The 20,849-nt window shown below is 40.2% G+C and carries 22 protein-coding genes; 14 read left to right on the top strand and 8 right to left on the bottom strand.

Features of this window, described 5'->3' with window-relative positions; translation table 11 throughout:
- Positions 1 to 364 (top strand): NAD(P)(+) transhydrogenase (Re/Si-specific) subunit beta (locus AC1M84_RS11870; RefSeq protein ID WP_481595056.1); only part of this gene is annotated, 364 nt, incomplete at its 5' end.
- 41 nt (positions 365 to 405) lie between these two features.
- Here AC1M84_RS11870 and AC1M84_RS11875 read toward each other — a convergent pair.
- The 6 genes from AC1M84_RS11875 to AC1M84_RS11900 all read right to left on the bottom strand — a co-directional run bounded on the left by AC1M84_RS11875 (position 406) and on the right by AC1M84_RS11900 (position 7,034).
- Complete coding sequence (locus tag AC1M84_RS11875; protein WP_481590354.1) at positions 406 to 1,023, bottom strand: GNAT family N-acetyltransferase; 618 nt, start codon at positions 1,021 to 1,023, stop codon at positions 406 to 408.
- Between the two features lie 103 nt (positions 1,024 to 1,126).
- A complete protein-coding gene (rsfS, locus tag AC1M84_RS11880) occupies positions 1,127 to 1,534 on the bottom strand; it encodes a ribosome silencing factor (protein WP_035265319.1) in 408 nt (135 codons plus the stop codon).
- A 99-nt stretch (positions 1,535 to 1,633) separates the two neighbouring features.
- Positions 1,634 to 2,407 carry a hydroxypyruvate isomerase family protein gene (locus AC1M84_RS11885; protein WP_481593321.1) on the bottom strand — a complete coding sequence of 258 codons (774 nt, stop codon included), beginning with the start codon at positions 2,405 to 2,407 and terminating at the stop codon, positions 1,634 to 1,636.
- A gap of 12 nt (positions 2,408 to 2,419) precedes the next feature.
- Complete coding sequence (locus tag AC1M84_RS11890) at positions 2,420 to 3,292, bottom strand: NAD(P)-dependent oxidoreductase (RefSeq protein ID WP_481595057.1); 873 nt, start codon at positions 3,290 to 3,292, stop codon at positions 2,420 to 2,422.
- 38 nt (positions 3,293 to 3,330) lie between these two features.
- Positions 3,331 to 4,119: a crotonase/enoyl-CoA hydratase family protein gene (locus AC1M84_RS11895; RefSeq protein ID WP_481595058.1), complete on the bottom strand. Its 789-nt coding sequence runs from the start codon at positions 4,117 to 4,119 to the stop codon at positions 3,331 to 3,333.
- 110 nt (positions 4,120 to 4,229) lie between these two features.
- Complete coding sequence (locus AC1M84_RS11900; RefSeq protein WP_481595059.1) at positions 4,230 to 7,034, bottom strand: GacS-like sensor histidine kinase; 2,805 nt, start codon at positions 7,032 to 7,034, stop codon at positions 4,230 to 4,232.
- Between the two features lie 151 nt (positions 7,035 to 7,185).
- Here AC1M84_RS11900 and cysM point away from each other — a divergent pair, with 151 nt between their 5' ends.
- The 4 genes from cysM to AC1M84_RS11920 are packed head-to-tail and all read left to right on the top strand — an operon-like array spanning position 7,186 to position 12,681.
- Positions 7,186 to 8,106 (top strand): cysteine synthase CysM, encoded by a 921-nt coding sequence (gene cysM, locus AC1M84_RS11905; protein WP_179998626.1) that lies wholly within the window; start codon positions 7,186 to 7,188, stop codon positions 8,104 to 8,106.
- A 16-nt stretch (positions 8,107 to 8,122) separates the two neighbouring features.
- Positions 8,123 to 8,944, top strand: a complete 822-nt coding sequence (locus tag AC1M84_RS11910) for a 3'-5' exonuclease (RefSeq protein ID WP_481595060.1) — start codon at positions 8,123 to 8,125, stop codon at positions 8,942 to 8,944.
- Positions 8,945 to 8,953: 9 nt separating this feature from the next.
- The gene (rlmD, locus tag AC1M84_RS11915; protein ID WP_481595061.1) at positions 8,954 to 10,321 is read left to right on the top strand and encodes a 23S rRNA (uracil(1939)-C(5))-methyltransferase RlmD; all 1,368 of its coding nucleotides are present in this window, start codon (positions 8,954 to 8,956) and stop codon (positions 10,319 to 10,321) included.
- 53 nt (positions 10,322 to 10,374) lie between these two features.
- Entirely contained in the window at positions 10,375 to 12,681 is a 2,307-nt protein-coding gene (locus tag AC1M84_RS11920; protein WP_035265331.1) for a RelA/SpoT family protein, read from the top strand.
- A gap of 55 nt (positions 12,682 to 12,736) precedes the next feature.
- On the opposite strand, the gene AC1M84_RS11925 is transcribed toward AC1M84_RS11920, so the two are convergent.
- Positions 12,737 to 13,168: a hypothetical protein gene (locus tag AC1M84_RS11925; RefSeq protein WP_035265332.1), complete on the bottom strand. Its 432-nt coding sequence runs from the start codon at positions 13,166 to 13,168 to the stop codon at positions 12,737 to 12,739.
- Positions 13,169 to 13,246: 78 nt separating this feature from the next.
- The gene (locus tag AC1M84_RS11930) at positions 13,247 to 14,023 is read right to left on the bottom strand and encodes an SDR family oxidoreductase (protein ID WP_481593324.1); all 777 of its coding nucleotides are present in this window, start codon (positions 14,021 to 14,023) and stop codon (positions 13,247 to 13,249) included.
- A 107-nt stretch (positions 14,024 to 14,130) separates the two neighbouring features.
- On the opposite strand from AC1M84_RS11930, the gene mazG reads away from it, so the two are divergent.
- The 9 genes from mazG (at position 14,131) to yjgA (ending at position 20,809) form a co-directional block, all read left to right on the top strand.
- Positions 14,131 to 14,925 (top strand): nucleoside triphosphate pyrophosphohydrolase, encoded by a 795-nt coding sequence (gene mazG / locus AC1M84_RS11935; protein WP_180028508.1) that lies wholly within the window; start codon positions 14,131 to 14,133, stop codon positions 14,923 to 14,925.
- Entirely contained in the window at positions 14,918 to 15,328 is a 411-nt protein-coding gene (locus AC1M84_RS11940) for a ComEA family DNA-binding protein (protein ID WP_035265336.1), read from the top strand. The genes mazG and AC1M84_RS11940 overlap by 8 nt, the downstream gene beginning before the upstream one ends.
- A 153-nt stretch (positions 15,329 to 15,481) precedes the next feature.
- The gene (gene pcnB / locus AC1M84_RS11945; RefSeq protein ID WP_481595062.1) at positions 15,482 to 16,939 is read left to right on the top strand and encodes a polynucleotide adenylyltransferase PcnB; all 1,458 of its coding nucleotides are present in this window, start codon (positions 15,482 to 15,484) and stop codon (positions 16,937 to 16,939) included.
- Positions 16,936 to 17,424 (top strand): 2-amino-4-hydroxy-6-hydroxymethyldihydropteridine diphosphokinase, encoded by a 489-nt coding sequence (gene folK, locus AC1M84_RS11950; protein ID WP_035265339.1) that lies wholly within the window; start codon positions 16,936 to 16,938, stop codon positions 17,422 to 17,424. The genes pcnB and folK overlap by 4 nt, the downstream gene beginning before the upstream one ends.
- Before the next feature lie 40 nt (positions 17,425 to 17,464).
- Positions 17,465 to 18,274 carry a 3-methyl-2-oxobutanoate hydroxymethyltransferase gene (gene panB, locus AC1M84_RS11955; RefSeq protein WP_035265341.1) on the top strand — a complete coding sequence of 270 codons (810 nt, stop codon included), beginning with the start codon at positions 17,465 to 17,467 and terminating at the stop codon, positions 18,272 to 18,274.
- A gap of 2 nt (positions 18,275 to 18,276) precedes the next feature.
- On the top strand, positions 18,277 to 19,116 hold the full coding sequence (gene panC / locus AC1M84_RS11960; protein ID WP_035265343.1) for a pantoate--beta-alanine ligase: 840 nt from the start codon (positions 18,277 to 18,279) through the stop codon (positions 19,114 to 19,116).
- A gap of 39 nt (positions 19,117 to 19,155) precedes the next feature.
- Entirely contained in the window at positions 19,156 to 20,007 is an 852-nt protein-coding gene (rapZ, locus tag AC1M84_RS11965) for an RNase adapter RapZ (RefSeq protein ID WP_035265345.1), read from the top strand.
- Positions 20,004 to 20,273 (top strand): HPr family phosphocarrier protein, encoded by a 270-nt coding sequence (locus AC1M84_RS11970; RefSeq protein ID WP_035265349.1) that lies wholly within the window; start codon positions 20,004 to 20,006, stop codon positions 20,271 to 20,273. The genes rapZ and AC1M84_RS11970 overlap by 4 nt, the downstream gene beginning before the upstream one ends.
- A 2-nt stretch (positions 20,274 to 20,275) precedes the next feature.
- A complete protein-coding gene (gene yjgA / locus AC1M84_RS11975; RefSeq protein ID WP_035265351.1) occupies positions 20,276 to 20,809 on the top strand; it encodes a ribosome biogenesis factor YjgA in 534 nt (177 codons plus the stop codon).
- The last annotated feature ends 40 nt before the right edge of the window (positions 20,810 to 20,849 follow it).

A 20,849-nucleotide genomic window follows, 5' to 3' on the forward strand; every position in this document is an offset into this window, starting at 1 on the left:
GGCTGGTCGTATGCCTGGTCACATGAACGTTCTTTTAGCTGAAGCAGATGTTCCGTACGAAGACATCTTAGAGATGGATGAGATTAATTCAGACTTCCCAGCAACAGATGTGGTATTGGTCATCGGTGCGAATGACGTCGTTAACCCTGCAGCGAAAGATGATCCAAACTCACCAATTTATGGTATGCCTATTCTTGAAGCACATAAAGCTCGTACCATTATGGTGATCAAGCGCTCTATGGCGACAGGTTATGCGGGTCTTGATAATGACTTGTTCTATAACGACAAAACAATGATGATCTTTGGTGATGCGAAGAAAGTTGTTGAAGATATGACGAAAGCCATTAATGGTACAGGTCACTAATTCATAGCTTGTTTTTAAAAAACCACCTTCGGGTGGTTTTTTTATTTTTCATGTGTAGGTTTTCGCCACATTCCCCAAATTTCAGGTGCATCGTAGGGCAGATCGCGAAGGTGAAAGATCACTTCAAATCCATAATGACGATAGAGTCCAACATTGCTTGGTGTTGCAGTTTCTAAATAACATGGGATACCGTGTTGATCGCTCTTTGTGAGAATAGGTGTTAAGACTTTGCTGGCTAAGCCTTGTCCTTGGTGGTCAGGACTTACACCTATGAGTTGTAAATAATAATGCGCCTCACTGGGATGATGTTTCTGCACCAGATTAATGATGTGAATAAATTTCACCAGTTGTCTTAAACCGATAATCTTCGTTAATTGAGGGAGTAGTTTAACCTGCTGAATGAGGTTTAAATCCCACTGATTTGGCGGAATCCAAAGTGCAGCAACTGAGCGATCGGGATTGGTATAGACTTCATCATATGGTTGAGCGATATCTTTCAATTGAATACTAAAGAATTGCTCTAGTTTTTCATGTTTTTGTTGGAAACTCAGTTTTTCAGCTTGGATCGCCCAGTTGCAAAACTCTTCGTTCCAAAAGGATTGCATTAATGTTTCTACTAATGCATCGTGATCTGTTCTTGTGGCTTTTATCATGGTCATATCAAGGTAAACCAAATTAGTGAGTTCTTTTTTGTTGGCTTTATTGTTATAAATTTAAAATGCACAGTATAAAAAAGCGACCAAGAAGGTCGCTTTAATATGTTTATGCTACAGAATCTGTAGTTGAAGCATTACGCCATAAGTTTTCTAGATCATAAAACTTACGTGCTGTAGGTAACATCAGATGTACTACAACAGTGCCAAGATCAACAAGGATCCATTCTGCATCGCTTTCGCCTTCAATACCGATAGGGCGAAAACCTGCTTTACGTGCTTCATCAGCGACGTTGTTTGCAAGCGCTTTCACGTGACGTGTAGAAGTACCTGAAGCAATGACAATTGCATCTGCAACATTGCTCACTTCGCTAACATCAATCGTTGTGATTTCTTTTGCTTTAACGTCAAGCAATGCTTCTTGAACAACTTTTAAGCAAGCTTGAACGTCTTGTTTTGGAGAATTCAAAGAGAGTTCGTGAGAATTAGAAGCGCCGGGCGATGGTTCTAAATTCATGAGAAGTGTATTTTCCTGACTATAACTCATCTTTCACTATAGCGCTTTCTGCTTGAAAATTCAAACTTTGAACAAATTTTATACCACAATATGATGATATTAAAGAAGTTTATTTTTCCATTCGAAAGAATCTGTTGAATGAGATTGGGGGCGATATTCGGCTGCGACAAATCCTTCATACATGCTATTTGCAATGCATTCAAAAATAGCGGGATAGTCAATTATCCCTGTGAGTGGTTCATGTCGACCTGGTACATCTGCAAATTGGATATGCCCAATGTGTTGCATATTTTCTTTGAGTGACAGAATCAGGTCTTCTTGCATTCTAGCCATGTGATAGCAATCGAATTGCATTTTTAGAGCTGGATGATTAACGTCTTTCAGTAACTCTTTGGCTTGATGCATTGTTTGAATCATGAAGTTGGGCATATCAAAGCCATTAATCATCTCAAAAACGGGTTGAATCCCATGCGCTGTGAAGATCTCGCTGACAAATTTAAGATTTGAGACTAAGGTTTCATAGCAGACCTGATATTCAACATTATCTGGTTGCTTGCCAGCCAAAATATTCACTCGAGGTATATTGAGTGAGCATGCATATTCAATCGCTAAGTCAACAGCTTGTTTGAATTCATCAGTTTTACTTGGGCTACTTGCTAATCCGCATCCGCCTTGCATTAAATCTCCGGCAGGAACGTTGATGAGACACAAGCTAAGTTGATGTTCATTGAGTTCATGCTGAATTTGATTAATACTCAGCTCATATGGAAATTGAATTTCTACATGTTGGAACCCATATTCAGCAGCCAGCGCAAAGCGTTCAATGAGTGGAACTTCTGTAAAGATCATCGATAAATTGACAGCGAGCTTCATATTGAATGCGACCTATTTATTGTTTTGTTCAACTTGCAGAATGACTGAGGCAAGGTCTGATTCAGAAAAGCCGTTGGATTGATGCGCTTTCAATTGTTCTAAGGCTTGTTGAGCGACAGGAATATTAAGGTCAAATTGTCGAGCCAAACTCAAGGCGTTATTTAAATCTTTAGACAGGGTCTGAACTTTCCATTGCACAGGCTCAAACTCGTGCGTTGCCATACGTGGTGTTAAAATTTGAAAAGGTTTAGAGTCGGCGAATCCACCTGCTAAGGCAGGTGCAAGCAGTTGAGTATCAACACCCGCCTGATCTGCTAAAGCAACAGCTTCTGCGATGAGTGTGCTATTTGCAGCAACGATGAGTTGATTACAAATTTTGGTGGCTTGTCCTGTTCCAGTTCCACCCATACAGGTTACACGTTGTGAAAGAACTTGATACATTGGTTGTAAAGATTCGATGATGCTCGATGGTCCGCCAGCAAAAATAACTAAACTGCCATTTTCAGCACCAGCTGTTCCACCTGACACAGGAGAATCTATCCAATGCGCTGATTTAGCAGTTGCACGTTGTGCAAGATTTTTAGTTTTATCCACAGATAGACTCGAGAAGTCCACAATAATCTGCTCGGGTTGAATCAGTGATTCAATTTGAGAAAAAACAGCCTCTACCGCATTGTCATCGGCTAAACAAGTTAGGATCAGATCAAATTGTGCTATCTCAGAGAGTTGAAGGGGATGTGCCCCAAGCTGGATTAACGGCTCACATGCGTTTGGACTTCGGTTCCAGACAGCAGTGTAAAACCCAGCCTGTATCAATCGAGTCGCCATTCTGCTACCCATTAAACCCATACCTAAGAACGCGATTTTAGTTTGATCGTTAATCATTACTGAAGCTAATCCCTGATCTAAGTTTGAAAACCAATTTATTTAAATTGACGTGGTAAAAATTCCAAATCTGGATTTTTATCTTTTTTACGCGCGATTTGACTGTTTTTGCCCAGGAGTAATTTGAGTTGCCAAATTTTCTCAAGACGAAGTGATTTTTGGGGTGCGTGTTCCATTGCATCTAAGACTTGTTTGACTGCGGCTAAGGCATCTGGTGAGCGTTGCAACATTTCTTCGGCAAGCTGTTGAGCTTTTTGCATCGGCTTGTCATCAACATGCGTGATCAATCCAATTACTTTGGCATATTCACCATCAAATACACGTGCTGTTAATGATAATTCTTTGGCTAGGTCGACTCCAATAATACCTTTGATTGAGCGCGTTAACCCCATATCTGGAACTAAGCCCCAACGGGTTTCCATGATCGACATTTGGGTATTGGGGTGAGCAATTCGAATATCAGCCGCTAAAGCCAATTGCATACCTGCACCGAAGCAATACCCATCAATAGCTGCAATGACTGGAACAGGGAGTTCTTGCCAGATTAAAAAAGCTTTTTGAAATAGACTTTGACCAGGCTTAATGAGTTCCCATGCGGCATAAGCACGATTTTGTGGATTATTCAGGTCTGTTAAATCAATACCTGCACTAAATACGTTGGCTTCACCAGTGAGAATCACACAGCGGATAGTACGATCAGATTTAATTTTTTTTGCGACTTGCACCAACTCTTTCAAAAGTTGAAAGCTCATCGCGTTACGTTTGTCGGGACGATTCAGAAAAACCGTCGCAATTCCATTATTTTTTTCTACACGTATTACAGCCATTATTGTGACTCGAGTTTATTGTTTCTTGTTTTAAGCATAACATGTCCAAAATAGACTGTCGTGACAGTAGAGTCATCACGTATTGCCTAATACAGTGCGTTGATCGTCTATTAATGATTCAAAATAGACTCGGCTGCTTCTTTTACTTGTACAATCGCATCTTTTAATTCATCCAGCCGTTTCATCACATTTTCAATAAATTGCTCATCTGCTTTTCTACGCTCTTTACGCAGCGTTGAAACGAACTGTTCAAATTCACCTGTGATGCTTTGTAAATTCGGAGTGCCGACGTAGCGTGTTGCCCCATATAAACGGTGTAATACATGTTCGAGCTGCGGATAATCTTCAAGTTCGATGAGTTGTTCTATTTCAGCAAGTTCATTTGGGAAACTATCTACCAGCATCTTCAATAAATCTTGTGCTAAATCTTCTTTATTCGCTGCCAATTGAACGCACTGTTTCCAATCTAAAACCTGATGATCTAAGGTTTCGATACGTAAAGTTTTTTCTTGGGATTTAATTGGATGAATAAACTTATCACTGCTCCAATGGGTCAGAATTTGAATAATCTGATCCATTTGGATTGGTTTGGTGACATAGTCATCCATGCCGACTTTAAGCAACTTTTGTTTCTCATCTGCTAAAGCATGTGCTGTAAGTGCAATGATCGGTGTGTGACGTCCCTCGATGGTGGATTCTAGTGACCTGATCGCACGAGTCGTATCGATGCCGGACATCACTGGCATTTGAATGTCCATAAATATCAGATCAAACGGCTTTTCATCATTTTGAATCTGTTGTTGTAAAATTTGTAGTGCCTCTTGTCCACTTTGCGCTTTAGTTGTTTGAACATTAATTTCGCCGAGCAAAGCTTCTAAAACGATTAAGTTTGGTAGATGATCGTCTACTGCAAGTACATGTAAATTAAGGGCTTTAAAGTTATCATGAGGTTCTACTTCAAATATTGGCTGATTTTCCAAAAGCTGAATTAATGATGAACGGCTCAGAGGTTGATACAGTGGTCTCGCTTTGTATTCATTCAACATGTTGAGGTCGAGCGCCATCTGATAGCCATATACGGCTAAGTGACCTTGATAACGTCCGCGAATCTCTTTTAATAAAGCCTCTGGATCACCACTGTGATCTACAATCAACCACGTATTTTCAGGTTGATGTGTCAAACCATTTAGACGGCTGAATAAATCTAGAATGGATTGAGCTTCTGTGTGTTCAACACCATAATTTTCTAAATAATGACGTAAAACATTCGCAGTTGCAGGGTGGGCTAAATAGGAGATGACACGCATGTCATGGAATTGCGGATGAATAATTTCATATTCATCAACCGCAAATTTCGCAGTAAACCAGAATGTTGAACCCTTTTCAGTTGGGGCGCGTTCTTGGTTATCTTCAAAGCCAATTTGGCCATGCATCAGATTAACCAATTGTTTTGAGATTGCTAAGCCTAAACCTGTGCCACCAAATTGACGAGTGACGGAAGCATCGCCTTGAGAAAATGATTCAAATAACCGTTTTCGGTCTGTACCACTTAACCCAATACCACTATCTTGAACACTAAAATGCAATAGGCAATGTTCTAGATCGTCATGCTCCATTCGAACACGTACAATAATTTCACCATCAGGGGTGAATTTAATGGCATTTGAAATCAGGTTAGTCAAAATCTGTTTACAACGTAAAGCATCGCCAATCACATACTTTGGAATGTTATCGGCATAGTAGAAGGCCATATCGATATTTTTTTGGGCGGCTAATGGCGACAACATGTCCATAACATCGAAGATCGCTTCTTCTAAATCAAATGATGCGGTTTCTAGTTCAAGTTTACCGGCATCAATTTTTGAAAAGTCCAAGACGTCATTGATCAGTGCTAAAAGATGTGCTGATGATTTGCGAATCGTTTGCAAATACAGGCTTTGATCATTGCTGAGATTCTCTTGGCGCAATAACAAGTGAATAAAACCATCGATACTATTCAGCGGGGTACGCAACTCATGACTGATATTGGCAAGAAAAACAGATTTTGCCTGATTGGATGAAATGGCCTGATCGCGTGCTTGTTTATAAGTAATATTTTGCACTTCAAGTGTATCAAGCGTACGTCTTAAATCGTCTTCGGTCTGCTCGGTATGTTCCTTCAGCTCTAAAAAGCTGAAATGTAGACGCTTCACGACATTCGCAATATCGCGTTGGAGTAACCTTAACTCGCCAGTACTATTGATGACCATGTGTTGGTCGAGTGTGTCTGCATTGAGTCGCTGTAATTGCATACGTATTTCGTACATAGGTGCAATCCAACGTCGTGAATAAAAGTTCAAGCACAGTAATAAGAGTAAAAGTGTCAACAAACCCGTCGTGATCAGTACAATGAAAACACGATATTGAGAGATGGCGAGAGGTTGATTATCTAGCTCGATAACAAGCCATTTTTTACTTTGATCAGGCGTATTTAATGCTAAGCCATAAATATGATTATGTTGATCTTTAATCGGACCAAATGTTTGTACATTGGTCGGGAAGCTAGGCCAAGGTTTTTCATTGCGATAGCCTAACCCAAAATAAGGTTTTTGTTGTTGGTTTAGGACTGCGACACTGAGTAAATACTTTTCATTAAACATCTTTTGTAAGATGCTTTTAGCGCGGTCTTGTTGCGCTTGTGAGGGGTTTTTTTCAAGCGCAATAAGTAGGTTTTCTGTCGTGTATTTATAACGACTTAAAATTGCATTTGCGGCAAAGCGTTGTTCTGATTTTGCGGAATTAGACGTTTCTGTGAGCACCAGTGCAGAGCCGACGCTTGCCAGTACCGCAATGGGTACAAAAATGAGGGCAATCAATTGCCCATAAGCATGGTTTAGTTTTAAGCGATTGAAGATTTTTTTATTCAAATTCGACATGTGCAGAGTGACTCATTCCCCATGTTGGGCATATTAGCACGCTTTAAAAAAATGATGGTGCTTTAATCACCCTCATTAAAAAGCCTTTGAAATTGATGCAGTGAGATACTTTTTTTCATACAATACCTGCACCTCAATATGGGTGCAAATAATGAGTAATACACAAGTAGATTTTCAATCAGACGATTTTTTATTAGACCACTATGTGGGTAAAACCCCATTGGTTAGGTTACAGCGTCTGGCAAGTCATACTCAAGCGACTGTATTGGCAAAACTGGAAGGGAATAATCCAGCGGGCTCTGTCAAAGATCGCCCAGCATATAACATGATCATGCAAGCTGAAAAACGTGGTGACATTAAGCCAGGTGATACGCTGATCGAAGCGACTAGCGGTAACACAGGTATTGCATTAGCCATGGTTGCGGCAATGCGTGGCTATAAAATGAAATTGATTATGCCTGCAAGCTCTAGTCAAGAACGCAAAGATGCAATGCGTGCGTATGGTGCTGAGCTTATTGAATCCGAGAATATGGAAGAAGCTCGTGATATCGCATTGCAAATGGAAAAAGATGGTCTAGGTTTGGTGCTCAATCAGTTTGGTAATCCAGACAATGTCCAAGCACACTATTTGACAACTGGTCCAGAAATTTGGCAACAAACTGGTGGTAAAATTACGCATTTTGTAAGTTCGATGGGAACAACGGGAACCATCATGGGGATTTCAAAATACCTCAAAGAACAAAATCCAGATATTCAAATTATTGGTCTACAGCCATCTGAAGGATCGAATATTGCAGGTATTCGCCGTTGGCCTCAAGAATATTTGCCGACGATTTTTGATGCTTCTCGTGTTGATCAAATTATGGATATTCCACAAATTGAAGCTGAAAAAATGGCTCGTCAATTGGCACGTAAGGAAGGAATTAGTGCTGGTACTTCTTCTGGTGGTGCAGTTTGGGCATCAATAAAAATCGCTGAACAACATCCTGGTGCTGTGATTGCATGTATCGTGTGTGATCGTGGTGATCGTTATCTCTCTACGGGGTTATTCTCTGTAGAAGATGAACAATAAATTCGAGTAAATCTATATGCGCTTACCTGTTTTAGTGTTTGATATTGAAACATTGACCGATCTTAAATCAGGAGCGCATCTATATGGCTTAGATTTACCAGAAGATAGTATTGAACAAGCGCTGAGTAAGTTAAGACGTCAAGAAGCGGGCACTGACTTTCAGCGACTTGCTTTACATGAAATTGTCTGTATTTCAGGACTATGGATTGATGAAAAGGCAGGAATGAAATTATTTTCATTCAGTCGTGAACATTATTCAGAACCTGAAATTTTACAAAAATTTCTATCAATTTTTGATAAACGTAATCCGACTTTAGTCAGTTGGAATGGCTCCCAATTTGATCTGCCTGTTATTATGTATAGAGCAATGTATCATGGGTTGTCTGCGCCAAGTCTGTTTGATCAAGGCGAAATTGATACGCAAAAGCGCTATAATAACTACCAGAATCGTTACCATCATCGTCATATTGATTTGATGGATTTTATGGCAATGTTTAATGCGCGTCACTTCCAAAAACTGGATGATGTCGCCTATATGCTCGGTTACCCGGGTAAGCGCGGAACACCAGGTTATTTTATCCCTGAATATGTTCGTAACAATAATTGGATAGAATTAACCAGTTATTGTGAAGGGGATGTTTTAAACACATGGTTAGTCTATCTGCGCTATGTATTGTTAAAAGGACAGATTTTCCCTGAAGATCATCGTCTGTGGATTCAAGCGACGATTCATTATCTTCAAGGTCAACCCCAGCAAACAGAATTTTTGCGTATTTGGCAAGAAACTGCTGAAAAAACTGACTTCACCGCTTCTGATTTTAAATCAACTCAACATTAGGTTATCTCTTTGAAACAACGTGCCGCACATCGCTCATCTCAACTTCCTCGTTATACATTTACAGTTGAGAGACTTTCACATGAAGGGCGAGGGATCGCACATTTTCAAGGACAGGAACATCCTCAAGACAAATTGGGTAAAAAGGTTTTTATTCGTTTTGCACTGCCAGGAGAAACAGTAGAAGCTCAAATTACCCATCAGGCAAAAAAATTAGAAGAAGCTGATTGTGTGCAGTTGATTGGGGCGCCGAGTCCAATTCGTACACAGCCAGTTTGTCCACATTTTGGAAAATGTGGAGGCTGTAATATGCAGCACATAAAATTAGATGAACAAATTCGTTTAAAACAATCAGTTTTAGAGTCGCATCTCACCCACTTTGCAGGTGCTCTTCCAGAGTCGTGGCTAGAACCATTGCGTTCGTTACGTGAAGATTATCGTCACAAGGCTCGTATTGGCGTTCGCTACATTGCTAAAAAAAATAAATTAGTCATGGGTTTTCGTGAGGCTCAATCTAATCAGCTTACTGAAATTAAAACCTGCAAAATTTTAGATGCAGAGCTAGATGCTGCGTTACCTCACCTCAAGGTACTCCTTGAAAATCTAAAAGCAAAAGCAGATATAGGTCATATTGAATTGGCGAAAGGAGATCAAGAGGTTGCACTTTTGATACGTCATACCAACAAATTACCGCAAAATGATGTCAACCAACTGCGTGAATTTGCGTTAGAAAGATCATGGCAGCTTTATTTGCAACCAGCTGGTGTAAGTAGTGTTCATCGTGCGGATGGTGACCTATCTGAGCGATTACATTACTCACTACCTGATTTTAACGTGACGTTTGGTTTTAAACCGACTGACTTTACTCAGGTGAACCCCACCATTAATCCACAAATGGTGAAGCTGGCATGTGAATTGCTTGACCTGAGCGGAAATGAGCGTGTTCTTGATTTATTCTGTGGTCTAGGGAATTTCTCATTGCCACTTGCACGTTCTGTAACACGGGGTGAGGTCGTCGCGGTGGAGGGAAGTGAGGAAATGGTGATGCGTGGGACAGAAAATGCACTGAAAAACGGCATCACAAACGTAAAATTTTATGCTCAGGATTTAACGCAAGACTTTTCGCAACATTCTTGGGCAAATCAAGGGTTCGATGCACTCTTAATAGACCCACCACGCGCTGGAGCTGAAGAAATTATGCACTATGTGCCAAATTTTGGTGCAAAAAAAATCGTCTATGTTTCCTGTAATCCTGCTACATTAGCACGTGATACAGGGATTTTAGTACAACATGGCTATCAGTTGAAGAAAGCTGGTGTGATGGATATGTTCAGTCATACAGGCCATGTTGAATCTATTGCTTTATTTGAAAAAAGCTAGTGCTAAGTGTTGATTTAATAAAATGAAGATTAGATTTAAAAAAGGAGAAGGGTATGGTCACAGTACGTGAGCAGTTACCTGGACGACTGACTGAGTTGTCTGAGGAAACGACTGTAGAACATGCCGCTGAAGCGCAACTTGGTTTAGCAACTTGGCTAGACCGTGCGCGGATTATTTTAGACGGTGCAGAACTTAAAAAATTAGAAGAAGTCGCTCTTAGTGTTTTAAAAAAAGAACTGACTTCTGATCACCATCATAAAACCAATACCTTCGCGACTGGCTTAGGTATGGCAGATATTTTGGCTCACCTACATGTTGATGAAGATACTTTGTCAGCAGCGATGCTTTATCGTAGTGTGCGTGAGGGCATGACGTCGCTTGAGGAGATTCGTAAAAGCTTTGGTGAAAGTGTCTACAATTTGGTGAAAGGCACTTTGGCAATGGGTAAGTTGTCAGAGCTGATCGAAAAAAATAAACGTTTAGAAGATCACTTCAATAATAATCAGCGTGAACATTTAACTGGGATTTACAAGATGTTGATCTCAGTAACAGAGGATGTTCGCGTTGTATTAATCAAGTTGGCTGAGCGTACGCTGGCTTTGCGTGAGTTGGCAAACTCTCCAAAAGAGCGTCAAGAGCGTGTCGCACGAGAAATTTTGACCATTTACTCGCCCTTGGCGCATCGTCTTGGTATCGCGCAGTTAAAATGGGAACTTGAAGATCTTGCGTTCCGTTATTTAGCACCAGAGCGCTATAAAGAAATTGCATCTTTACTCAATGAAAAACGCTTAGAGCGCGAACAATATATTCAATTCGTGGTCGATAAGCTGAAAAGTGAGTTGTTGAAGCATGGCATTGAGGCTGAAATCTCAGGTCGTGTGAAACACATTTATTCGATTTATCGAAAAATGAAAAGTAAGAACTTAAGTTTCGATCAGCTATATGACATTCGAGCTGTTCGTGTACTGGTTCAGAATGTATCTGAGTGTTATCACGCTTTGGGGATCGTACATCAAATCTGGCGTCATATTCCCCATCAGTTTGATGATTACATCACTAACCCAAAAGCCAATGGCTACCGTTCTTTACATACTGCAGTGATTGCTGAAAATAAATCTTTAGAGATACAAATCAGAACCACTGAAATGCATGAAGAAGCTGAGTTAGGCGTTTGTTCTCATTTCAATTATAAAGAAGGTGCGAAAACTACAGATTATTCATTTAATCATCGTTTGCACTCTTTACGTTCCGTGCTTGAACATTATCAAGAACGAAATGAAGCAGGTGCGCATCCGAATGAAGACGAAACTGAAAATTTCAATCAGCTTCAAGATTTTGAAGATTTTGAAAAAATTTATGTTTTTAGTCGTGATGGTGACATTAAAGAATTACCGCGTAATTCAACCGTTTTAGATTTTGCATATCATGTGCATACTGAGGTTGGTAATAAGTGTTATGCAGCACGTGTGAACCAACGTTATGTGCCACTGACTTATACATTAAAAACAGGTGAACAAGTCGAGATTCTGACCAAGAAAGATCGTGAGCCAAATCGTGATTGGTTGGTGAACTCTTTAGGTTATATCAAGACAGCACGTGCAAGAGACAAGTTGCGCCATTGGTTCAGACAGCAAGACCGTAGTAAGAACTTAGAAGTCGGTCGAGAGATTCTCACCAAGGAATTATCACGTCTTGCAATTCACCCAAAAAGTATTGATTTGAGTGATTATTGTGCTCACTTTAACGTTAAAACAGGTGAGGACATTCTTGTATCCTTGGTGAGTGGAGATATCAGTCTTCATGCATTGATTAATCAAGTCAATCGTCATATGCACTTGGATCAAGATGAGCCTGAGTTAGTGCTGAAGCCAGCATTAAATCCACGGGCGAGTCATACATTATCAGCGCATGGGATTCTGATTGACGGTTTGGATAATGTTGAACTACATATTGCACAATGTTGTCAGCCTGTTCATGGTGAGTCGATTGCTGGATATATCACACTCAATCGTGGCGTGAGTATTCATAAGGTGGCTTGTCCGGATTATGTGCGTATGATCAGCCAAGAACCTGAACGCGCTGTTGAAGCAGATTGGGAAATGCAACCCACAAGAGGGCAGAGTGTCCAAATTGTGGTTGAGGCTTATGATCGTCGAGGACTGCTGAAGGATCTAACCCAAGTGATTTTTTCAGATCAGATTAATATTCGCCAAGTGAATACTATTTCGGAAGCGGATGGTATTGCCAATATGAAACTATTGATTGAGGTCAAAGGTTTGGCTCAATTGTCTCGCTTGTTGGCTCGATTGGAACAGCAACCAGGCATCATTAGCGCAAGACGTTTGGTTCAAGGAAATTAAAAAAAAGCCTGCTTTAGCAGGCTTTTTTATGACTGATCACTCAAATAGAGTTAAATCAGATTTTGCATTTTTTAGAACCTTGATAGATTCCAATATTATCGATGTTTGCTTGCGATGCAGCTTTGATCTGTTGCTGTAATGGAATATTTGCAGCATCAGAAGTATCGCTTTCACCCGCTACAGAGTTTGCAACTTGCCCCATTTTTGTTGCTTTTTCTGAGTTGCCACCGAAAGTAGATAATGCATTACCTGCCATACCCGCCCATTTGCTCAATGATTTAGCTGGCGTTTGGGTTGCAGCAGCTGCAATATTTTTATCAGCATTTTCTAAGTTACGCTTAGCATTGGCTTTTTCAACAGCTAGTGTTGCACAATCCATTGCCTTGAGTTCAGCAGTTGAGTGTTGTTTCGTTGGTAGTTCACCCGAAGCTTGAGCAAGAGTCGTTGTTAAAGCAGTAGCGATAGCTAAAGTTAAAATTTTTTTCATTATATATTCTCATTTGTAACGCATTGTTATAAATGCCCCTGTTGGGGCGAGAGAATATACACAAATGTGACTAATTTGTCATTTCTTTTTACTTAATATTAAATTTGTCACTCTATTGATCAATTGAGGACTGAATCTTGACAGGTGATACATTAGTTCAGTTTTGATGCCAACAGTATGGTGAGTCACGGTTAAGTGATGGCTTTTTAAACGTGCGACACGGTAAATTTCCTGAGCAACGTCTTGGGCGCTGAGACTGACTCCCATATTTTGAATCGTACCCGCATCCATGCCTTTTACCATGGCAGTCTGAACAAATAATGGCATGATGTCTAATACGCGTATTCCATATTTTTGCCATTCAACATCAAGACCTTCTGTAATGCCGCGAACAGCAAATTTACTTGCTGAATAGGACACTAAATCAGCTTGACCATAGATAGCAGAAGCAGAGGACATATTGATGATACGTGCGTGGGAGGCCTGTTTTAAGAAAGGGAGCGCAGCATGACAGCCATTGAGAACGCCGTTAACATTGATATTAAATGTTCGATGATGCGATGAGATATCTGTATTTTCGAATGCCCCTGAATATAAGATGCCAGCATTATTTAATAATATATTTATTTCACCAGCCCATTCGTTGAACTCAGTTAAAGCACTTTGCCATTGGTCGTATTGGGAAACATCTAGCAAACCCGCTTTAGCATTTGGCCCTAAAGATTGAGCCAATTGTTCAGCTTGTTCGAGATTGATGTCATAAATACCGACTTTATAACCTTGCTGATAGAATAGTTTTGCGGTAGCTGCGCCAATCCCTTGTGCTGCGCCACTGATAAAAATACTAGATGTCATCGAAAATCCTTGTTGTTTTACATCATTTTATGTTCCTAGTTGAGCATAAGATTGTTCATTGAATCAACAATATCTTTAAACTCATCATTCACTAGAGATCAACTTTCATGGAAAAACTTTTAAATATCATGCAAGAGCTTCGTGCGAAATGTCCATGGGATCAAAAACAAACGCCTGAAAGCTTGACTCGCTATGCGATTGAAGAAGCTTATGAGGTTGAAGAAGCAGTTCGATCACAAAATACAGCGCATATAAAAGAGGAATTAGGAGATCTTCTGCTGCAAGTTGTATTTCAAGCGCAAATGTATAGTGAGCAAGGAGCATTTAATTTTCATGATGTGGTGGAAACGTTGTGCGACAAGTTGATTCGAAGACATCCTCATGTCTTTCAATCGGCTCAATTTGAACAACTGAATGAACAGCAGGTGAGTGAACTTTGGCAAAAAATTAAGGCTGAAGAGAAAAAAGACAAAACTAAATCACGTTTAGATGAAATTAAAGCGGGTCCTGCCTTAGATCAAGCCGAACAAATTCAAAAAAATGTAGCTCAGATTGGATTTGATTTCGAAAATGTTGAGCAAGCGTATGAAAAGTTAGATGAAGAGTTATCTGAATTGAGAGAGGCGCTCAACCATCAAAATTCCGACGAAATACAAGAGGAGTTTGGAGATTGTTTATTTTCTTTAATCAATGTTGGACGTAAAATCGGCATTTCAAGTGAGATGGCTCTACTTGGAACCATCCACAAATTTAAACAACGTTTTTCATACATTGAGTTGCAGGCAAAAAATAGAAATACGCCCATTGAAAATATGAGTCTCAAAGAAATGGACCAATTGTGGGGTCAGGCAAAAGTGTATCTAAAGCAACATAACAATAACATTCAGGTTCAACATGAATAGCATCATTTCTTTTCTTCTTCTGATATTTACTGCATGTGTGAGTTTAATCAGTTCGGCATATCCACAACAGTTTGATCAATCTTACTTAAAATGGAAAGCAGAGCAAGAAGCTCATGATCAACGACTTAACCGGCAAAGTGCGAACCATTATTTATCTCGACCAGCCGTAAATACATCATCAAAGCAATCAGCTGGTGGTGTCGGGCAATCAACTAAAGTTCGTCTTAATACGGCTTCAATGGTTGAACTACAAATGATTAAAGGAGTGGGTGAGAAGAAAGCTGCTGCAATTATTGAGTATCGGCAAAAGCATGGCAGTTTTAAGTCAGTAGATGAACTTCAAAATGTCAAAGGAATAGGTCCAAAGTTTATCGAAAAGAATCGCAACCAGTTAGCCCTCTAACACATTTTTATAGAGGTCAAATGGCACTAAGGGGTGTTGAAATTTAATCAATTTTGACGGTGAATCTTGGAGAATAAAATTGCCCTTTGATTGTGTTAGAGCTATGATTAGCACAATTATGATTTTACGTTCTGACGTAGGAGACAGCGTCTTTTGCAAACTTTGCACGCGTCAAAGTGCGGTTTATCCACTGCACAATTACCTTCTTCCATTTTAGATGTTATTGATTCTTTAACTAAAGCCGGCTATGAAGCTTACATCGTCGGTGGTGGTGTCCGTGATTTGATGCTTGGACTTGCGCCTAAAGATTTCGATGCTGTAACCAATGCGACACCTTCACAAATTAAAGAAGTATTTGGTCGTCGTTGCCGAATTATTGGTCGTCGTTTTGAGTTGGCTCATGTCTATTCTGGTCGTGAATTAATTGAAGTGGCCACTTTCCGAGCTCCTCCTAAAAAAGCAGTGACTTCTGCTGCAGGGATGATTCTAAGAGATAATAATTGGGGCTCAATTGAAGAAGATTTTGCTCGTCGAGATTTCTCAATCAATGCGATGTATTACCAACCGCGTAAGGGTATCATTCTTGATTTCTGTAACGCTATTGATGATATAAAAACAAAAACATTGCGTTTATTGGGTGATCCAAAGTTACGTTTTGAAGAAGATCCAGTTCGTATGTTACGAACACTGAGATTTGCTGCGAAACTTAACTTTAAAATTGATCCTGCAATTTTAGATGTATTTACACCTGAAGCAGCCTTGCTTTTACGTGATGTATCACCCCATCGTTTATATGATGAATCTCAAAAGTTATTCACAATGGGGCATTTGAATCGTGTGCTCCCAATGTTGATTGAGTTTGGAATCTGGAAACAATTATTTGCAGATATTCCTCCTCATATTGATGCATTTATTGAACGTGCAGCGAAAAATACAGATCAGCGAATTCAAATTGGTAAAACGATCAACCCTGCATTTTTCTATGCGGTATTGTTGTGGAAACCATTCCTTGAGCGTTGTGATTTTTATATGCATAAAGGTGTTGTGGCAGCTGAAGCACGTGCTCAAGCTGGCTTAGATGTGCTGAAGCGCCAAGCGACACGCACGATTATCCCGCGTTTTGCAGAAACCTTTATTCGTGAAGTTTGGGAAATGCAAACTCGTTTGTTGAACCCAAAACCTCAGCAAATTGAAGCACTCTCAGGTCATGCTCGTTTTAGAGCAGGTTTTGACTTTATGTTGCTGCGTGAAAAGTCTGGAGATCAGACGACCAATGGCATGGGTCAATGGTGGGATGCTTATCAGTTGATGTCTTTGGACGAAAAAGAGCGTGTGATTGCGCAGTACAATCGTCAACGGACTAAATCACGACGTAAAGTTGCCGTGATCGAAGATGTTGCGGAAACAAAGCCTCAGCAGATTGAACCGCTAGTTAAAGAAACGGAGTCACGTAGCCGCCGCAGTCGTAAGGCCGCTTCAGCGAATGAGCGAAGAACAGAGCAAAATGCGAGTATCGCTTTGGATAATGGTATTGCAGCTGATCATCCTATTTTGAAGCGTAAACGTGTTAAACGTGATTTAAATACAGTGGTGTTTGGTCCTATCCAATGACAGTACGAACATATATTGGACTGGGAAGTAATTTAGGTGATTCTCAGCAGTTGATGGCAGAAGCCTATACGAAACTGGCAATGCTGGGTGTGGTGAAAGCATCAAGGCTTTATCATAGTCCACCTATGGGTCCTCAAGACCAACCACATTACCACAATGCGGTCGTTCGTTTAGATACGAGTCTAACGGCGCTTGAATTATTAGATGAATTACAAAAAATAGAAAATGAAGCAGGGCGGGTGCGTTTACGTCGTTGGGGTGAACGCACACTCGATTTAGATCTATTGTTATATGGTGATCAAACGATTCAAAATGATCGCTTAACTGTTCCACATATCGGGATATTTGAGCGAGATTTTGTCATACTGCCGTTATTAGATCTGGATGTCGAATTAGAAATTCATGGACAGAAAATTCGAGAAACGAATATTGCAAAACACAGCCAATTGGATGTTTTAGCAGATTCATCTTGGATCAATATTTAAACTTTAAAATGTTCTAAGGAACTGTGTTAGAGGACATCTTATGATCAGTCTGAGCGATTTAAGACAATTCAAACAGCAAGGTCGAAAATTTTCATGTCTGACTTGTTATGACGCCAGTATGGCGAAGGCAATGGAAATTGCTGAAATAGATACCATTTTAATTGGTGATTCGCTTGGGATGACTATTCAAGGCCATGATTCAACGTTGCCTGTGAATGTGGAAGATATGGTCTATCACACCTCAGTTGTACGTCGTGGAAATAACCATGCTTTCATCTTAACTGATCTGCCTTTTATGAGTTATGCCACACTCAATGATGCACTAGTAAACTCGAAAAAAGTGATGCAAGCTGGCGCACAAATGGTCAAGCTTGAAGGTGGTGCTTGGCTTGCTGAAACGGTAGAAGTATTGACTCGCAATGGTATTCCAGTGTGTGTCCATCTTGGACTAACGCCACAATCCGTTCATGTATTTGGTGGCTATAAATTACAAGCCAAAACGCGTGAAGCTGCGGATCAGCTGATTGCTGATTGTAAAGCCGTTGTTGAGGCTGGGGCTGCAGTGTTATTGCTAGAGTGTGTACCTGCACAATTGGGTCAAGAAATTACAGAACTATTTCCGCATGTACCTGTGATTGGTATTGGTGCTGGAGCACAAACCGATGGTCAAGTTCTGGTTGTTCAAGATATGCTGGGATTAAACTTCGGTCGTGTTGCACGTTTTGTACGTAATTTTATGAAAGAACAGTCTGGTGAAACGGCCATTCTTGATGCAATCAAATCGTATCATGTTGCTGTACTAGATCAATCTTTCCCTGCTAAAGAACATACGTTCCAAGTTGAGCTTTAATCATGAAAACTGAAACAACAATCCATGGTTTAACCGCATCACTTCATGCTGCTCGTCAAGCACGAAAGACTATTGGTTTTGTCCCGACCATGGGGAATCTACATCAAGGTCACTTAAATTTAGTACGTGAAGCACGTAAATTATGTGATGTGGTTGTGGTCAGTATTTTTGTGAATCCGATTCAATTTGGCCCAAATGAAGATTATGACAGTTACCCACGCACACTTGATCAAGACAGTCAGTTGTTGGCTGAAGAGGGTTGTGACATTATTTTTGCACCTTCAGTTGAGCAAATGTATGGCAGTCAACCTCGCTTAACAAACATTAGTGTCGGTCAAATTACCAATGATTTATGTGGTGCTCAACGTCCGGGGCACTTTGATGGTGTTGCGGTAGTAGTAACGAAGTTATTTAATATCGTACAACCACATTTTGCATTTTTTGGTCAAAAAGACTACCAGCAGTTGGCTGTGATTAAGACAATGGTACGTGACTTGAACATGCCGATTGAAATTATTGGTGTGCCAATTGCACGTGCTGAAGATGGTTTGGCATTAAGTTCACGTAATGGTTATCTTTCGGCTGAACATCGTCAAATTGCACCAGTCATTTATCAATCTTTAAAAACTGCTGAAACAAATTTAAAACAAGGTCAAGCGCTTACAGAGGTTCTTGCTGAGATAAAATCAACTTTAAGTGATGCTGGCTTTGTCGTGGATTATGTTGAAGCACGTAATCCAATGTTGCAGGCAGTAGAGCAATTTGACCAAGATATTGTGTTATTTGTTGCTGCGAAAATTGGTTCGACACGCTTGATCGACAATTTACAAATCAGTCTTTAAAACAGGATTAAACTCGATGATGATCGTCAGGTGTGGTGCATGAAGCGAATTCTTATTGTTACAGGACAATCCGGTTCAGGGAAGTCATCTGCATTGCAGGTTCTCGAAGATTTAGGTTATTACTGTATCGATAATTTGCCGCTAGCATTACTTCCTGAGATCGTTGGAAAGTTAGATCAAGAAAATAATTTAGAACAATTGGCTTTAGGGGTTGATGTTCGGAGTACACGCGCTGATTTGCAAGAATTTGAGCAAGTTTATCAGCAACTGGAAAAACATGGTGAAGTCGAGGTCATTTATCTCACGACCAAAGATCAAGAGTTAATTGCTCGTTTTAGTGCCTCGCGTCGACCTCATCCACTGGCGAATCGTTTTAAAAGTCTGAATGAGTGCATTCAAGAAGAGAAACAATTACTGTTGCCGATTCAATTAAGAGCAACTGTACAGATTGATACATCAGATAAAAGTGTCCATGATCTTAAAGATACATTATTATCCCGCTTAGGGCAGGTAGATAACTTAATTGTTATTTTACAGTCTTTTGGATATAAGCATGGTATTCCGTTGGATGCTGATTTTATTTTTGATGTGCGGCATTTACCCAATCCACATTGGGATTTAGAGCTTAGAAAATATTCGGGCTTAGATGAGCCCATTGAAAAATTCCTGACATCATTTGACCAAGTGAATATGATGTTTGAGGATTTAAAGCAGTTTTTAGAGAAGTGGTTGCCTGCCTTTGCAGAAGGGCATCGCCATTACATTACGGTTTCGATAGGATGTACAGGTGGTCAGCACCGCTCTGTATTTATTGTGGATAGACTCAAAAAGGCGCTTGAGGCACAATGGTCTATTCAGGTCTTGCATAGAGAAATGAAGCACTGGTCATGATTGACACAACTGTTGACGTAATTAACAAATTAGGATTACATGCGCGTGCGTCAGGCAAGCTCATTGAGGTCACTACCAAATTTCGAAGTTCGATTAAAATTGGTAAGGGCGATAAATTAGTCGATGCCAAAAATATTATGTCTTTGCTCATGCTCGGTGCAGGCAAAGGAACTACATTAAGACTAGTGATTGAAGGGGCAGATGAAGAGAAAGCTTTGTCTGAAGTTCAAGCATTATTCGCAGCAAAATTTTACGAGGCTGAATAATCGTGGCACGTCGATCGCAACGTTTTACTGAAGATGATTTTGAGTCTTTAGAAGGACGTGCAAGTAAAACTGAACAAAAGAAAGCTGTACAACGTATGGCTGCTTTAGGGGCTCAACTTGCTGAGTTACCCAAAAAAAAGATTGAAAGCCTTCCTGTGGAAGAGCGCTTAATTGAAGCTTTATTGGATGTTCAATTGATAACATCAGGTGAGGCTCGTCGTCGTCAATTTTTGCGTATTGGTAAATTATTACGCAATGAAGACGAGAGCATGATCTTATCTTATTTGACACCTCAACAAGGGGCGAAAAAGACAGCACAATTGCACCGCTGGGTCGATCGTATGATTGCACAAGGTGAGCCTGTTATTAAAGAATTTATGAAGACTTACAATGCTGCAGAGCATCATGCAATACGTCAGCATTTACTTCGTATTGAACGTGATATTCAAAAAAACTTAGGTGAGGATGCTGTTGCACAATCTAAGTTAAATTTGCTGAATTACGTTCAGCAAGTTGCACTTATCTCTGATCGTTAATGGTCAAAAAAAAGGTCTGATGTTTCAGACCTTTTTTATT

Source organism: Acinetobacter sp. 24-47-66 (assembly GCF_056779755.1).